The 15,368-nt window shown below is 70.9% G+C and carries 12 protein-coding genes and 1 riboswitch; of the genes, 8 read left to right on the top strand and 4 right to left on the bottom strand.

Annotated elements, in window-relative coordinates:
- The first annotated feature begins 7 nt into the window (after positions 1-7).
- Both hemL and KYX17_RS21385 read left to right on the top strand, forming a co-directional pair.
- A complete protein-coding gene (hemL, locus tag KYX17_RS21380) occupies positions 8-1,336 on the top strand; it encodes a glutamate-1-semialdehyde 2,1-aminomutase (protein ID WP_243229405.1) in 1,329 nt (442 codons plus the stop codon).
- A gap of 92 nt (positions 1,337-1,428) precedes the next feature.
- On the top strand, positions 1,429-1,878 hold the full coding sequence (locus KYX17_RS21385; protein ID WP_243229407.1) for a hypothetical protein: 450 nt from the start codon (positions 1,429-1,431) through the stop codon (positions 1,876-1,878).
- A gap of 3 nt (positions 1,879-1,881) precedes the next feature.
- On the opposite strand, the gene KYX17_RS21390 is transcribed toward KYX17_RS21385, so the two are convergent.
- The gene (locus KYX17_RS21390) at positions 1,882-3,954 is read right to left on the bottom strand and encodes an ATP-binding cassette domain-containing protein (protein ID WP_243229409.1); all 2,073 of its coding nucleotides are present in this window, start codon (positions 3,952-3,954) and stop codon (positions 1,882-1,884) included.
- 100 nt (positions 3,955-4,054) lie between these two features.
- On the opposite strand from KYX17_RS21390, the gene KYX17_RS21395 reads away from it, so the two are divergent.
- From KYX17_RS21395 to KYX17_RS21405, 3 genes are all read left to right on the top strand, one after another.
- Positions 4,055-5,113 carry an enoyl-CoA hydratase/isomerase family protein gene (locus KYX17_RS21395; protein WP_243229410.1) on the top strand — a complete coding sequence of 353 codons (1,059 nt, stop codon included), beginning with the start codon at positions 4,055-4,057 and terminating at the stop codon, positions 5,111-5,113.
- Between the two features lie 153 nt (positions 5,114-5,266).
- The gene (locus KYX17_RS21400; protein WP_243229412.1) at positions 5,267-6,994 is read left to right on the top strand and encodes an ABC transporter ATP-binding protein; all 1,728 of its coding nucleotides are present in this window, start codon (positions 5,267-5,269) and stop codon (positions 6,992-6,994) included.
- Positions 6,991-9,087 (top strand): ABC transporter ATP-binding protein, encoded by a 2,097-nt coding sequence (locus KYX17_RS21405; protein WP_243229414.1) that lies wholly within the window; start codon positions 6,991-6,993, stop codon positions 9,085-9,087. Before KYX17_RS21400 ends, KYX17_RS21405 begins: the two co-directional genes overlap by 4 nt.
- Positions 9,088-9,143: 56 nt before the next feature.
- Here KYX17_RS21405 and KYX17_RS31875 read toward each other — a convergent pair whose 3' ends face one another.
- Positions 9,144-11,117 (bottom strand): D-alanyl-D-alanine carboxypeptidase family protein, encoded by a 1,974-nt coding sequence (locus KYX17_RS31875; RefSeq protein ID WP_243229416.1) that lies wholly within the window; start codon positions 11,115-11,117, stop codon positions 9,144-9,146.
- A 60-nt stretch (positions 11,118-11,177) separates the two neighbouring features.
- Positions 11,178-11,287, top strand: a riboswitch (TPP riboswitch).
- Here KYX17_RS31875 and KYX17_RS21415 point away from each other — a divergent pair.
- The 3 genes from KYX17_RS21415 to KYX17_RS21425 all read left to right on the top strand — a co-directional run bounded on the left by KYX17_RS21415 (position 11,280) and on the right by KYX17_RS21425 (position 14,201).
- A complete protein-coding gene (locus KYX17_RS21415; protein WP_243229418.1) occupies positions 11,280-11,942 on the top strand; it encodes an ECF transporter S component in 663 nt (220 codons plus the stop codon). (Overlaps the previous riboswitch by 8 nt.)
- Positions 11,943-11,949: 7 nt before the next feature.
- On the top strand, positions 11,950-13,407 hold the full coding sequence (locus KYX17_RS21420) for an ABC transporter ATP-binding protein (RefSeq protein WP_243229420.1): 1,458 nt from the start codon (positions 11,950-11,952) through the stop codon (positions 13,405-13,407).
- Positions 13,404-14,201 (top strand): energy-coupling factor transporter transmembrane protein EcfT, encoded by a 798-nt coding sequence (locus KYX17_RS21425; protein WP_243229421.1) that lies wholly within the window; start codon positions 13,404-13,406, stop codon positions 14,199-14,201. Before KYX17_RS21420 ends, KYX17_RS21425 begins: the two co-directional genes overlap by 4 nt.
- Position 14,202: 1 nt before the next feature.
- On the opposite strand, the gene KYX17_RS21430 is transcribed toward KYX17_RS21425, so the two are convergent.
- The gene (locus KYX17_RS21430; protein ID WP_243229423.1) at positions 14,203-14,928 is read right to left on the bottom strand and encodes an aminoglycoside 3'-phosphotransferase; all 726 of its coding nucleotides are present in this window, start codon (positions 14,926-14,928) and stop codon (positions 14,203-14,205) included.
- Positions 14,925-15,284, bottom strand: coding sequence for a DUF488 domain-containing protein (locus KYX17_RS21435; RefSeq protein WP_243229425.1), 360 nt, complete (start codon positions 15,282-15,284; stop codon positions 14,925-14,927). The genes KYX17_RS21430 and KYX17_RS21435 overlap by 4 nt, the downstream gene beginning before the upstream one ends.
- Positions 15,285-15,368 lie beyond the last annotated feature (84 nt).

The following is a 15,368-nucleotide window of genomic DNA, read 5'->3' on the forward strand; positions in this document are numbered from 1 at the left end:
ACCGCTCATGACCGACCGCAATGACGACCTGTTCGACGCCGCGCGCGCGGTGACGCCGGGCGGCGTGAACTCCCCGGTGCGGGCGTACGGCTCGGTGGGTGGCACTCCGCGCTTCCTCGCCTCCGCGGCGGGCGCGACGGTGACGGATGCCGCGGGCGACACGTACGTCGACCTCGTCGCGTCGTGGGGACCGGCGCTGCTCGGTCACGCGCATCCGGAGGTCGTGCAGGCGGTCCAGGACGCCGCGGGGCGCGGCCTGTCGTTCGGGGCGCCGACCGAGGGGGAGGTCGAGCTCGCCGAGCTCATCGTCGACCGCGTGCGCGTCGGCGAGCATGCCCCCGTCGAGCGCGTGCGGCTGGTCTCCACCGGCACGGAGGCGACCATGACCGCCATCCGGCTGGCGCGCGGCGCCACGGGACGCGACCTCCTGGTGAAGTTCGCGGGGCACTACCACGGCCACTCCGACGGACTCCTCGCGGCTGCGGGGTCGGGGGTCGCCACGCTCGCGCTTCCGGGATCCGCAGGGGTGCCGGCGGCGATCGCCGCCCAGACGCTCGTCGTGCCCTACAACGACCGCGCGGCGATCGACGAGGTGTTCGCCGAGCACGGTGATCGAATCGCCGCGATCATCGTCGAGGCGGCCGCGGCGAACATGGGCGTCGTCGCTCCGGAGCCCGGCTTCAACGCCTTCCTCGCCGACACCGCCCACGCGCACGGCGCCCTGCTGATCCTCGACGAGGTGCTCACCGGCTTCCGCGTGCACCCGGCCGGGTTCTGGGGACTGCAGGCGTCGACCGGTGAGGCGTATCTGCCCGACATCATCACGTTCGGCAAGGTGGTCGGCGGGGGCATGCCGCTGGCGGCGCTGGGCGGCCGTGCGGAGATCATGGATCTGCTCGCCCCCGTGGGGCCGGTCTACCAGGCAGGGACCCTGTCGGGAAATCCGCTGTCGGTGGCCGCCGGCATCCGGACCCTGCGGCTCGCGACGCCCGAGGTCTACGCGCAGGTGGATGCCGCGGCCTCCCGCCTTGCCGAGGCCCTCGACGCGGCGCTCGCTTCGGCGGGTGTCGAGCACGCCGTGCCGCGCGCCGGGAACCTCTTCGGACTGGTCTTCGCCGCACGCCCTCCGCGCGACTACGCGGAGGCGCAGGCGCAGCAGGTCTTCCGCTACGCGCCGTTCTTCCACAGCATGCGGGAACAGGGCGTCGCCCTGCCGCCCAGCGTGTTCGAGGCGTGGTTCCTCACCGCCGCGCACGACGACGCGGCGCTCACACGCATCGAGCACGCGCTCCCGGCCGCCGCGCGCGCCGCGGCCGCTGCGACCGCGGCGTCCTGACCCGGCCGTCCCCGGAGGCCTCACCAGGATCGTTGTCGTCCTGTGAGCAAGTCGCAGACATCTCGCAGGAGGACGCTGGCAGACTGTGAAGCATGGTGACGTTGCTGCTGGATCAGACGCAGCTCGAAGTCGTGCTCTCGCCCGTCGAGCGCGCCGCGACGTTCCACCGTGAGAACATCCGGGTGGCGCGCGACACCATCACGAAGGTCCAGCTGACCGACGACGCCTGGACCTGGCTGCGCGGCGTGCCCGGCCCGGGGACCCACATCCCCGGCATCCTCGCCGCGGGCACCTGGAAGGGCGCCGGCACCACGGACTTCGTGCTGATCCGCCGACGCCGTCCGAGTGTCGTCATCGACCTCGAGGGCGACGAGCAGTACCAGCGGCTCATCTTCACGACACGGCACGGGCTCGCGCTCACGCAGGCGCTCCGCCTGGACGTGACGGAGGAGCTCGCCGACGTCACCGACATCGTCGCGACCGCGCCGACTCCGGTCGTGAAGGGCAAGAGCCGGCCGGTGATCCGACCGCGACCGGTCTGACCGTCAGTGCTGAGGACGCTCCTCGTGGGCGTCCTCCGGGTCCGCGTCCATCACGTCGCGGAAGAACTCCTCTGCCGCGTCGGTCTCGCCGCCGGGCACGGAGGTGATGACATCGGATGCCGTGCCCTCCGTGTCCCCGCCATGACCGTCCTCGGGACCGTCGACGCTCTCCGCGGGCTCGTCGGCGAGGACATCGTACGAGGACTGCTCGGTGCGCTCCGCCTCGCTCGTCTCGCCGGCCTCGACTGGCCCCTCGGCGTCGTGCTCGGTCCGCGTCTCCTCCGAGTGCTCGTCGGATGCTGCGGGGCCACTGTGGTCGGTGCCGGCGTCCGACGTCGCAGATTCGGGATCCGTCGTCGCGCCGTGGTCCTCGTCGGCGGCCTCGGCGTCGTCGTGCCCGTCGAGGTGCTCGCTGTCGGCGCCTTCGCGTCCGTCGTCGGGATCGCTCTCGGTGCGGGCGTCCTCGGAGCGGTCGATGCCGGTGTCGTGCGCGGGCACGGGATGCTCGGACGATTCGTGCGCCCCGGCATCCTGCGCGGCCTCGGGCTGCGCGTCGTCGGGCGCGGCCTGCTCGGACTCGGCCACGTGCTGCTCGTGCGCGGACTCGGTGTACTCGGGCTCGGCGGCGTCGAACTCGTCCGGGCGGCCGATCGCACCGTCGACGGACTCCGACGGCGAGGGAAGCGCGTCGTTCGGGGCGGCCTCTTCGGGGGCCGCGTGCTCGGGCTGCGCTTCGGCATCGCCGTCCGCCGGCTCCTCGGAACCGTCGACGGGGCGACCGGAGATCAGGGCCGCCCAGGCGTCGGAGACCACCGGGACGGGAGCGGTGTCGTCGGGGGCCGCCAGTCCGGCCGCGGCAACGGCGAGCCCCGCGGCTCCGGGCAGCGGGCGGTCATCCGCCGCCGACACCGGCGCGAACGCGTCGAGTGGAGCGGACTCGTCCGCTGCGACCTCGTCCTCGTCGCCGTCGGCGGTCGCCGCGGGGGGCTCCGCTGCGACCGCCTCGTCGACCTCGGCGGTCTCATCAGCCGCCTCAGCGACGGCGGCGGTCTCGTTCGCCGCGGCGGGCTCGTCCGGAGCGCTCTGTGCGGAGAGATCCTCGACCGGGGCAGGAGTCCCGGTGGCGCCGGCGAGGGGGAGGGCGGTCGTGACGTCGGCGGGCTCGGGCTTGCGCAGCTGCACCGGCCGGTCGTTGACGAGGTCGAGGAAGACGTCCTCGAGCGTCGGGCCGCGCTGCTGCAGGGTGGTCAGCGCGACACCGGCGCGCGCGGCGACGGCGCCGATGGTCTTCGCGTCGCTGCCGCGCACCGTCAGGCCGGAACGCAGGACCTCGAAATCGAAGCCGGCCGAGGTCAGGGCGTCCGTCAGGCTGCCGCGGTCCGCGGCATCCACGACGACCGGACCCGCGGACGGGTCGGCAAGGGACGCGAGCGACCCGGCGAACTTGCGCTGTCCGCGCGAGATGACGAGGATCTCGTCCGCGACCTGCTCGACCTCGCTCAATACGTGGGACGAGACCAGAACGGTGCGCCCCTCGTCGGCGAGACCGCGGATGAGCATGCGCATCCAGCGGATCCCCTCGGGATCGAGGCCGTTGGCCGGCTCGTCGAGCACGAGGGCGCCGGGGTCGCCGAGCAGCGCGGTCGCCGCGCTCAGGCGCTGGCGCATGCCGAGAGAGAGGGTGCCGATGCGGGAATCGGCCTCTCCGTCCAGTCCCACGAAGGAGACGACCTCCGCGACCCGCGACAGCGAGACGCCGTTCGCCTTCGCGGCGAGGACGAGGTGACGCTCGACGGTGCGACGCGGGCGGAAACCGGGGTCCTCGTGCATGGCGCCGATGACGCGGGCGGGATGCTTCAGCTCGGCGAACTGCGCTCCGCCGATGGTCGCGGTCCCCGAGGCTGGACGGATCTGTCCCAGCAGCATGCGCAGCGTGGTCGTCTTGCCCGCGCCGTTGGGTCCGAGGAATCCCGTCACGACACCCGGCTCGACCCGTCCGGAGAAGTCGGAAACGGCGGTCACGTCGCCGAAGCGCTTCGTCACGCGGTCGAACTCGAGCACCTGTCCGTCGGGCATCGGGACCTCTCTTTGTTGGGCAGTCCTCTCTATCTTGTCGGAAATCGCGGAAAATCGTGCATTATCTGGGCCGAAGGCGTCAGCGGGTAACGTGGCCTGCGTGACCGATCAGCCCGCAGCATCCCGAGTCCTCGTCCGCACCGAAGGGGCGCTCGGGCGGATCACCCTGAACCGTCCGGAGGCGATCAACGCCCTCGATCTCGGGATGATCCGCGACATCACCCGGGCGCTCGAAGCCTGGAAGACGGACACCGACGTGCAGATCGTCCTGCTGGACGGCGAGGGCCGCGGACTCTGCGCCGGCGGGGACGTGCGTGCCCTGTACGACCAGATCCGCGCGGGACGTCCCGAGCAGACGGCGGAGTTCTTCCGCGCCGAGTACGCGATGAACGCACTGATCGCCGAGTACCCGAAGCCGCTGGTGGCCTTCGCCGACGGCATCACGATGGGCGGCGGGATCGGTCTCGCCGGACACGCGGCGATCCGCATCGTCACGGAGCGCTCCCTGCTGGCGATGCCCGAGACCCGGATCGGCTTCACGCCCGACGTCGGCGGCACCTACCTGCTGGGGCGCGCACCGGGCAGGCTGGGCGAGTACCTCGCGCTCACCGGGCGCACCCTGGACGGGGCGGATGCCGTGTACGCCGGCCTCGCGGATCACTACGTGCCCTCCGAGAACCTCGATGCGCTGCGCGAGGCGCTGGCGTACCGGGCGGATCCGACCGGTCCCGCCGAGCTCGTCCTGCTTTTCGACGAGACCCCCGAGCCGTCCGCGCTCCGCGAGGAGCGCGCGTGGATCGACGAGGTGTTCTCCGCCGACTCGGTCGGCGAGATCCTGCGCCGGCTCGCCGAGCGGTCCGAGCCCGCGGCATCCGAGACCGCCGACCTGCTCGCCGAGCTCGCGCCCACCGGGCTCGCCGTGACGCTCGAGGCCGTGCGCGAGGCGCGCGAGGGCGACCTGCGCGCCGCGCTGACCGGGGAATACCGCCGCGTGCTGTGGTTCGTGCACCACCATCCCGATCTCGTCGAGGGCATCCGCGCGCAGCTGGTCGACAAGGACCGCAGCCCTCGCTGGCAGCCGGCGACGATCGCGGAGCTGGCTCCGGATGCCGCGGCCGGCGCGCGCTCGTTCGTCCCGCCGCGGGCCCTCTTCGACTGAGGCCGCCCTTATCTGCATCCGGTGCAGATATCGCCCCCGATCAGCCGATCGTTCGCCCTGAGCGGATATTCGGGATCGGGCATAGGCAATGTCCGCGGGGCGTGGCACTCTATCTGATGGCCGAATCCGGCCGTTGCTCAGAAGGAATCCTCCATGCTCGGAAAACTCCTGTTCCGCTATCTCTCGAAATACTGGCCGCTGCTGGTCGGCGTCCTCGTCTTCCAGTTCGTCAGCGCGCTCGCCACGCTGTATCTCCCGCGCCTGAACGCGGACATCATCGACAAGGGTGTCGCGCAGGCCGACACCGGTTACATCTGGAGCACCGGGGCGTTCATGCTCGCGGTGTCGCTGGGCCAGATCCTGGCCTCCATCATCGCGACGTTCTTCGCGGCGCGCGCGGCCATGAGCCTCGGCCGCGACATCCGTGCGGACGTCTTCTCCCGGGTGAGCAGCTTCTCCGAGCGCGAGGTCTCGCAGTTCGGTGCCGGCTCCCTCATCACCCGCAACACGAACGACGTGCAGCAGGTGCAGATGCTGGCGATGATGGGGGCGACGATGTTCGTCACGGCGCCCCTGCTCGCGATCGGCGGCATCATCATGGCCGTGCAGCAGGACGTCGGGCTGAGCTGGCTGATCGCCGTCTCGGTTCCGGTGCTGCTGATCCTGGCCGCACTGATCATCGGCCGCATGGTCCCGCTGTTCCGGCGCAACCAGGCCAAGCTCGACAACGTCAACCGCATCATGCGCGAGCAGCTCACCGGCGTCCGCGTCGTGCGCGCGTTCGTCCGCGAGGGCATCGAGGAGGAGCGGTTCCGCGAGGCCAACACGGACATCATGATCCTCGGTCGCAAGATCGGATCGCTCTTCGTGCTGCTGTTCCCGCTGTTCATGCTGATCCTCAACGTCACGGTCGTCGCCGTGATCTGGTTCGGCGGCATCGAGATCAACAACGGAACCGTCGAGGTCGGCACGCTGTTCGCCTTCATGCAGTACATCGGTCAGATCATGGGCGGTGTCATCATGGCCAGCTTCATGGCGATCATGATCCCGCGCGCCGCCGTCTCGGCCGAGCGCGTCGGAGAGGTGCTGGACGTCGAGTCCACCATGGTGCGTCCCGAGAACGGCGTGACCGAGTTCCCGACCCCGGGCACGGTGTCCTTCCACGACGTCGAGTTCACCTACCCCGGCGCCGAAGCGCCAGTGCTCACCGGCATCGACTTCCGCGCCGAGCCGGGCGAGACCGTCGCGATCGTCGGGTCGACCGGATCGGGCAAGACCACGCTGGTGTCGCTCATCCCGCGACTCTTCGACGTCACGGGAGGCGTCGTCCGCGTGGGCGGGACCGACGTGCGCGACGCGGACGTCGAGAAGCTCTGGGACAGCATCGGGCTCGTTCCGCAGCGTCCGTTCCTGTTCACGGGAACCGTGGCCTCCAACCTGCGCTACGGCCGCGAGGAGGCCACCGACGAGGAGCTCTGGAAGGCTCTCGAGATCGCTCAGGGACGCGACTTCGTCGAGGAGATGCCCGACGGGCTGAACTCGCGCATCGCGCAGGGCGGCACCAACGTGTCCGGCGGACAGCGCCAGCGTCTCGCGATCGCGCGGGCCATCGTGCACCAGCCCAAGGTCCTGGTGTTCGACGACTCGTTCTCGGCGCTGGACCTGACGACGGATGCACGACTCAGACAAGCACTGTGGAGAGAACTGCCGGAGGTGACCAAGATCGTCGTCGCACAGCGCGTGTCCACGATCACGGACGCGGATCGCATCGTCGTCCTCGACGGCGGCACCATGGTCGGCGTCGGAACGCACGAGGAGCTCCTCGCGTCGAACGACACCTACCGCGAGATCGTCGAGTCGCAGCTGGGGGTGGACGCATGAGCACGCCCGAACAGCTGACCGCCGACGAGCAGTACGAGGCCGAGCTCGCCGAACAGGCGCGCCAGAACTCCGGCGACTGGGACGCCGTCGCACCCGGGAAGGCCGACAACTTCGGCAAGAGCTTCGGCCGCATGATCGGCCTGCTCAAGCCGTCCGCCCTGTGGTTCGTCTTCGTGTCGATCCTCGGCGCGATCGGCGTCGTCCTCACCGTCGCGGCCCCGAAGGTGCTCGGCGAGGCGACCAACATCATCTACGAGGGCTTCATCTCGAAGACCCTCGGCGATGCGGGCGTCCCGGCCGGCACGTCGCAGGAGCAGATCGTCGAGATGCTCCGCGCGCAGGGTCAGGACGACTTCGCCAACATGGTGGCCGCGTTCAGCGACTTCGAGGTCGGTGCGGGCATCGACTTCGAGCGCCTGCGCTGGATCATCATCGCGGTGCTGGCGATCTACGTCGGCGCGGCGCTGCTGACCTGGATCCAGGGCTACGTCATCAACGTCATCATGGTGCGCACGATGTGGCGCCTGCGAGAGGACGTCGAGGCGAAGATCAACCGCCTGCCGCTGTCGTACTTCGACAAGGTGCAGCGCGGTGAGCTGATCTCGCGGGTCACGAACGACATCGACAACATCACGCAGACGATGCAGCAGTCGCTCTCGGGCGCGCTGACGTCGATCCTCACGGTCATCGGCGTGCTGTGGATGATGTTCTCGATCTCGTGGCAGCTCGCGCTGGTGGCGCTGGTCGCCCTGCCGCTCATGGGTGTCATCTTCGGCGTCATCGGTCCGCACTCGCAGCGGGCGTTCGGGACGCAGTGGCGCAAGGTCGGCCGACTCAACGCCCGCGTCGAGGAGGCCTTCTCGGGTCACGCCCTGGTCAAGGTCTTCGGCCGTGAGCAGGATGCGCTGGACAAGTTCCAGGTCGAGAACGAGGAGCTCTACCGGGCGGCGTTCAAGGCACAGTTCCTGTCGGGCATCATCATGCCGGCCATGACCTTCGTCGGAAGCCTCACCTACGTCGGCATCGCGGTGCTCGGCGGGCTCATGGTGGCCAGCGGACAGCTGCGGCTCGGCGACGTGCAGGCGTTCATCCAGTACTCGCAACAGTTCACGCAGCCGCTGAGCGAGCTGGGCGGCATGGCGGCGGTCGTGCAGTCCGGCACGGCGTCGGCGGAGCGGGTGTTCGACTTCCTGGACGCCGACGAGCAGGACCCGGACGGCGACGACGCGGCGAAGATCGCGGACGGCAAGGGCGTCATCGAGTTCGAGAACGTCTCGTTCTCGTACACGCCGGAGCGACCGCTGATCACCGACCTGTCCTTCCGGGTGGAGCCGGGGCAGACCGTCGCGATCGTCGGACCGACCGGTGCGGGAAAGACGACCCTCGTCAACCTCATCATGCGCTTCTACGAGCTGAACTCGGGACGCATCCTGCTGGACGGACAGGACATCGCGCACCTCACCCGTTCCGATCTGCGTTCGCGCACCGGCATGGTGCTGCAGGATCCGTGGCTGTTCGCCGGGTCGATCCTGGAGAACATCCGGTACGGCCGGGCGACGGCGACGGACGAGGAAGTGCTGGCGGCGGCGAAGGCCACCTACGTGGACCGCTTCGTGCACGCGCTGCCGGACGGTTACGAGACGGTCCTCGACGAGGACGCCTCGAACGTGTCGGCCGGTGAGCGCCAGCTGATCACCATCGCCAGGGCGTTCGTGTCGCAGCCGTCGATCCTCATCCTGGACGAGGCGACGAGCGCGGTCGACACCCGTACCGAGCTGCTGCTGCAGCACGCGATGGCGGCCCTCCGCCAGGGCCGGACCTCGTTCGTGATCGCGCACCGCCTGTCGACGATCCGCGATGCCGACCTCATCCTCGTGATGGAGCACGGCGACATCGTCGAGAAGGGCACGCACGACGAGCTCATCGCGGCGCAGGGCGCGTACTGGCGGCTGTACCAGTCGCAGTTCGAGCAGGCCGCGACCGACATCGACGCCGAGGAGGCGATGACCGCGTCCACTCCCGTGGTCGTCACCGGCGAGGCGGAGGATGCCGCGGAGGGCGAGCCCGTCGAATCCGAGTCCGAACAGGCCTGACCGCAGTCCGAAGAGGCCGCCACCCGGAGGGGTGGCGGCCTCTTCGCGTAAGGCGATCAGTCGGTGATGCCGAACAGCTCGAACGGGTGCGTGAGCCGCCACCACGCGCTCGGCGGCTCGATCTCCTCGGCGAGGACGACCGGCACCTCGACCGAGTCCAGCGGTCCCGTGACCGTCAGGGTGCCGACTGCGTCATCCGCCTCGGTGGCATCGCCGAGGTCGAACACGACCTCGGCGGTCGGCGCGGCCGAGTTCCACAGCACGACGGCCGCGTCGGCATCCGTCACGACGTCCGCACTCGCTCCCCACGGGGTGCTCACCTCGCCGACGACGGTCTCGGCGGCGACAGCGGGGCCCTGCGCCTGCAGCGCCGCCTCCACCTGCGCGTACAGCGCCCGGCTCGCCTCCAGACGCTCGTCGTCGCCGTCCTGACCGAGCACCGAGGCGTACAGGCGCACCGTGGTGTCGCCGACTGTGACGTCCTTGCCGCTGAGCAGGTTGTAGTCCCCGTCCAGCGATCCGGTCTTCACGCCGACGAATCCCGGCTCTCCGAGAAGCCCGTTCGAGTTCGTCACGAGACCCGCGCCGGGGAGCTCCACCGAGGCCGTTCCGACGATCTCCGCGAACACCGGATTCGCCATGGCGATCGACGCCAGCTTCGTCAGTGATGCGGGGGAGGCGACGTTCCCCTCGTTGCGGCCGGACGGCGTCACGATCGTGATGTCGCTGAGCCCCCGCGCGGCGAGCCACTGCTCGGCGGCGTCGGCGAAGGCGCTGTCCGATCCCCAGATCTCGTCCGAGAGCCGGTCGATGTAGTTGTTCGCCGACCCGAGCAGAACGCCCTGCAGCATCTGGTACTCCGTGAGCGTCCCGTCGACCGGAACGTCCAGCGCGGACTGGTCGTCGCGGCGGTACGACCAGTAGTCGAGCGTGTCTCCGTAGTCGAACGCGTACTCCGGCCCCTGCTCGCCCGGCTTCAGCGGTCGCTCCTCCAGCACCAGCATGACCGAGACGACCTTCGTCACGCTCGCGATCGGTGCCCGATCTCCGGTGGACGACGCCGTCCCGATGCCGTCCACGCTGATCGCGGCACTGCCGTCGGCGGGCCAGGTCACCGCGGCGGCCTCGGCCGCGACCGGTTCCACCGCGACGGCCTCGACCGTCGGCGGGAGCTCATGAAGCGGCCACAGCAGCGCCGTGGCGGAATAGGCGACGGCGAGCGCGACCAGGGTCCCCAGCGGAACCAGAATGCCCGGGCGCAGGATGCCGCGCCGCGGGGCGCCCACCAGGAGGTCGGGCCCGTCGTCGCGGTCGGTCGACGTGTCGATCGCAGCGGCCCCGCTCGCCGCGGCCACCGCGAGCGGATCGACCCAGAGCAGCGCGGTCGCGGGAGAGTTCTCGTCCGCCCAGGCGGCGGGACGCTCCATCGCGGTGTCCGCGGCCAGGAGAGCGGCGACCTCCGCGGTGTCGTCGTCGCGGGCGTCCGTGCCGGTCTCGGCCGCGCCGCCGACCTCCGCGTCGGAGACGATCACGGTCGCGGGTGTCTCGCCGGTCTCGGGATCGGACACGATGGCAGTCGCGGGTGCCTCGCTGGTCGCGGCGTCGGAATCCTGCGTCACGTCGATCGGGACCTCGATGCCGGTGCGGGGCGCCGCATCCGACGCGATCGCGGTCTCCGCATCCGCCGTGACGTCACTGCCGGCCTCGGACAGGACCCGGACATCGCCAGCGGGCGCCGCGGCGGTCGCGGCATCCGACGTCGCATCGGTCGCGGCGTCGTCATCGGTCAGGACTGCGGTCTCGGGATCCGTCAGGACTGCAGCGTCGGCATCCGTCAGGACCGCGGTCTCGGGATCCGGAACAGCGTCGGACCCGACGTCCGCGGCATCGCCCGCAGCCTGCTCGGACGCGGCTTCGGGTTCCGCGGATGCGCCGCTCGAACCGGTCGCCGCCCCGTCCACGATCATGCGCCGACGACGCTCCCGGCGCGTCAGGGCGCCGCCGCCGTCGGTCTGCTCGTCGAGGGTCACCCGCATACGCTACCGAATCCGCATGTGACTCCCCCGTATTGGCATCGGAGTAAGATCGTGCTCACAACCCACGGGAGTCCGGCGAGCCGGGCTGAGAGGAAGCGATCCGCGCTTCGACCGTCGAACCTGATCCGGATCATGCCGGCGCAGGGAGGAGAACAGATGAGTACGTCCACGCCCGCATCCGCTTCGAACGAAGCGTCCAGCGCATCCGCCGCAGCATCCGCCGGTGCGCATCCCTGGCGCTGGCGCGTCGTCGACATCGTCGTCGCCGCCGTCCTGGGGGTCGCGCTCGGCCTGGTGTTCTGGGGCTGGAACACGATCGGCTACGCCTGGTTCGGCGCCGCCGACGCGCTCACCCCCGGTCTCGGCGGGATCGCCGTGGGCATCTGGCTGCTCGGCGGCGTCGTCGGCGGGCTCGTCATCCGCAAGCCCGGAGCGGCCCTCGTCGTCGAGCTCGTCGCGGCCATCGTCTCGATGATGATCGGCAACGTGTGGGGCGTCTCAACCGTGCTCTCCGGCCTGGTGCAGGGCCTGGGTGCCGAGCTCGTCTTCGCGCTGTTCCTCTACCGTCGCTTCGGCATCGTCGTCGCCATGCTCGCCGGGGCGGGCGCGGGGGCCGCGGCCTGGATCTTCGAGCTCTTCTACGGCAGCTCGCCGAACATCCTGAAGTCGCTCGAGTTCAACACCATCTACCTCACCACCGTCGTGATCTCGGGCGCGATCCTGGCCGGCATCGTCGGTTGGCTGCTCGTGCGCGCTCTGGCCGTGACCGGTGCACTGAACCGCTTCGCGGCCGGGCGAGAGCTCGTCCGCGAAGTCTGAGGGCGGGATGAGTGCCGCCCGGCCGGCTCGGGTGCAGGCCACGGGCTGGGGATGGCGATACGCCGGCCGCAGGCTTCCGGCCGTGAGCGACGTCTCCTTCACGATCGAGCCGGGGGAGCGCGTGCTGCTGCTCGGCGCGTCCGGGGCGGGCAAGTCGACGCTGCTGGCCGGGATCGCCGGCGTCCTCGGCGACGCGGATGAGGGTGTGCGCACCGGGACCCTGCTGATCGACGGCGCCGCGCCGGAGTCCTCGCGCGGTCGAACCGGTCTGGTCCTGCAGGATCCGGATGCCGGGATCGTGCTGTCCACCGTGGCCGACGACGTCGCCTTCGGCTGCGAGAACCTCGGCGTTCCGGCATCCGAGATCCCCGGGCGCGTGTCGGAGGCGCTCGCCGCCGCCGGTCTCGATGTGCCGCTCGGCCGTCCGACCAAGGCGCTCTCGGGCGGACAGAAGCAGCGCCTGGTCCTCGCCGGTGCTCTCGCCATGCGCCCCGGCCTCCTGCTGCTGGACGAGCCGACCGCCAATCTGGATCCCGTCGGCGTGCAGGAGGTGCGAGCGAGCGTCGAGCGGGCCGTGGACGAGACCGGCGCCACCCTCGTCGTCGTCGAGCATCGCACGCCGGTCTGGGTCGACCTCATGACACGCGTGATCGTCCTCGCCGCCGACGGCGGGCTGCTGGCCGACGGCGCCCCCGCCCGCGTCTTCGCCGAGCACGGCCCGGCGCTCGCCGACGCGGGCGTGTGGGTGCCGGATGCCGGGATCGAGCTGCCCGCCCTGCCGGACGCCACCGGCGACGCCGTGCTGTCGGCGTCCGAGCTCACGATCGCGCGGGACGCGCGCAGCCCCGTCCAGAGCGGGCTGGACGTGCGCGTTCCTCGGGGAGCCGCGACCGTCGTCACGGGGGCGAACGGTGCGGGCAAGTCCACTCTCGCCCTCACCCTCGCCGGACTCATCCCCGAGCGGGACGGCGAAGTGCTCGCCGCGGAGGATCTGGCAGGACGTCGCGGGCGGCGACCCTTCCGGTGGTCCTCCCGCGAGCTCCTCACCCGCATCGGCACCGTCTTCCAGGAGCCTGAGCATCAGTTCCTCACGCAGACCCTGCGGGACGAGCTGGCGGTGGGCCCGAAGGCGCTGGGCTGGGATCGCGCGCGGACGGACGCCGTCGTCGACGCACTGCTCGAACGACTGGACCTCGCGCCCCTCGCCCTGGCGAACCCGTTCACGCTGTCCGGCGGCCAGAAGCGCCGGCTGTCCGTCGCGACGGTGCTCGCGGCATCCCCGGCGGTCATCGTCCTGGATGAGCCGACCTTCGGGCAGGACCGGAAGGGATGGATATCCCTCGTGTCCCTGCTGCAGGAGGAGATCGCCCGCGGGCGCTCGATCATCGCCGTCACGCACGACGAGGGTGTGACACAGCATCTCGGCGGGCACCGCATCGAGCTGGAGAGGCGGGTGGCCGCATGACCGGCACACTGCACGCGCTCCGCGCAGAGACCCGGGAGTCCCTCTGGCTGGACGGAGTGAACCCGGTGACGAAGCTCCTCCTCGCCCTCGTGCTGTCGGTGCCGCTGTTCGCCTCGATCGACGTGACCAGCGCGCTCGTGGCGATCGCCCTGCAGCTGCTGTGCCTGCCGCTGACCGGTCTGAGCCTCGGCACCGTCCTCCGGCGCCTGCTGCCCATCGCGATCTTCGCTCCGATCGCCGGGGTCAGTATGCTGCTGTACGCCGAACCCGCAGGCCGCGTCTACTGGACTTTCGGATTCGCGACCATCAGCGACGACTCGATCGCGCTGGCGGTCGCCGTGAGCCTGCGCGTGCTGGCGCTCGGCCTTCCGACCATCCTGCTCTTCGGTCGCACGGACCCGACCGAGCTCGCCGACGCGCTCTCGCAGGTCGCCCGGCTGCCCAGCCGGTTCGTGCTCGGCATCCTGGCGGGGACCCGCATGCTGGGACTCTTCCTCGACGACTGGCGCACGATGGCACTCGCCCGGAGGGCGCGCGGCGTCGGCGACGCCGGGGCCCTGCGGCGGTTCTTCTCGATGGCGTTCGTGCTGCTCGTGTTCGCGGTGCGCCGCGGGACCAAGCTCGCCATGGCGATGGAGGCGCGCGGCTTCGGCTCCGGCATCCCGCGCACGTGGGCGCGCCCCTCGCGCCTGCACGGTCGGGATGCCGTGGCGCTCGTGGGCGGGCTGGCGATCATGGCACTGGCGATCGCCGCCGCGATCGCCGTCGGCAGCTTCCGCTTCGTGTGGAGCTGACTCAGCTCGCGTTCCACAGGTCGCGGTAGTAGGCGAGCCGTTCGCGGTCCGGCTCGACGCCGTAGGCGGCGATGAGGGCGTCCTCCCACCCGGGACCCACGTTCCATTCGGTGCTCATCGAGGCGACGGCGATGTCCGCCCACCGGTCACCGACACCGAGCGCGGCGAGGTCGACGTGCGCGAGCGGTCGCCCGTCGTCACCGACCAGCGTGTTCGGCATGCACGCGTCACCGTGACAGACGACGAGCCGGTCGATCTCCGGTGCGTCGTGCAGCGCTTCGGGGATGCGGATGCCGCGGCGAGCGGCGTTCTCGAATCGGCTCTCGACGCTCCACTCCCATGGGCACTCGGCGACGGGCAGGGCGTCGTGCAGCCGCCGCAGCCCGAGGCCGACGGCGCGCACCGCGGCTTCCGGTTCGGCGATCCAGCGCGGGTCCACGGCGCTGCGGCCGGATATCGCGGCTGTGACGAGCCATTCGTGCTCGGCATCCTGGTCCTGCTCCAGCACTTCGGGAACCAGGATCCAGCGCCGCGTCCACCGCATCCGCTCGGCCTCGTCGCGCATGTTCGCCTCAGCGTCCCGAGGACCCCACTTGATGTAGCGGTCGTCGTCCGTGCGGAAGGTGAGCCCGCCGATCCCGTTCTCCCACACGGGCGTCAGCGCGGCGCCGCGCGCGAGCGCGCGCACGCGGCCGGGGACGGCGATGGAGGCGGCGGGGATCGTCACAGCAGCTCGCGCAGCGCCTCATCGAGCACGACGGCGTGATTGTGCTCGGTGTCGTGCGCGGCGTAGACGAGAGTCACGACCGGATGCCGCTTCACGACGTCCGCGAGCTCGCGCAGCGCCGGCGCGCTCTCCTCGGCGAGCTCGGCGCGGTAGCGGTCCGCGTACTCGGCCCACTCGGCATCCGGTGCGGCGTGCCACGCCTTGCGCAGCTCCGGGCTCGGAGCGGTGTCCTTGTCCCACAGATCGATCGCGGCGCGCTCCTTCGAGACGCCGCGCGGCCAGAGCCGATCGACGAGCACGCGGAACCCGTCGGAGGGTTCGGCGGTGTCGTAGGCTCGCTTGCGACGCAGTTCCATGACTCCAGCCAACACCGCCGCGTTCGCGGACGCCAGTCTGGAACTCGGAACCGCGTAAGCTGGAACTGAGTTGCACGATCGTTC

It is taken from the genome of Microbacterium sp. CIAB417, from assembly GCF_022788845.1.

Bases quoted from the DNA above. Each gene is read 5' to 3' on its own strand.
- hemL (WP_243229405.1), top strand. From the start codon at position 8: ATGACCGACCGCAATGACGACCTGTTCGACGCCGCGCGCGCGGTGACG.
- KYX17_RS21385 (WP_243229407.1), top strand. From the start codon at position 1,429: ATGGTGACGTTGCTGCTGGATCAGACGCAGCTCGAAGTCGTGCTCTCG.
- KYX17_RS21390 (WP_243229409.1), bottom strand. From the start codon at position 3,954: ATGCCCGACGGACAGGTGCTCGAGTTCGACCGCGTGACGAAGCGCTTC.
- KYX17_RS21400 (WP_243229412.1), top strand. From the start codon at position 5,267: ATGCTCGGAAAACTCCTGTTCCGCTATCTCTCGAAATACTGGCCGCTG.
- KYX17_RS21405 (WP_243229414.1), top strand. From the start codon at position 6,991: ATGAGCACGCCCGAACAGCTGACCGCCGACGAGCAGTACGAGGCCGAG.
- KYX17_RS21415 (WP_243229418.1), top strand. From the start codon at position 11,280: ATGAGTACGTCCACGCCCGCATCCGCTTCGAACGAAGCGTCCAGCGCA.
- KYX17_RS21420 (WP_243229420.1), top strand. From the start codon at position 11,950: ATGAGTGCCGCCCGGCCGGCTCGGGTGCAGGCCACGGGCTGGGGATGG.
- KYX17_RS21425 (WP_243229421.1), top strand. From the start codon at position 13,404: ATGACCGGCACACTGCACGCGCTCCGCGCAGAGACCCGGGAGTCCCTC.
- KYX17_RS21435 (WP_243229425.1), bottom strand. From the start codon at position 15,284: ATGGAACTGCGTCGCAAGCGAGCCTACGACACCGCCGAACCCTCCGAC.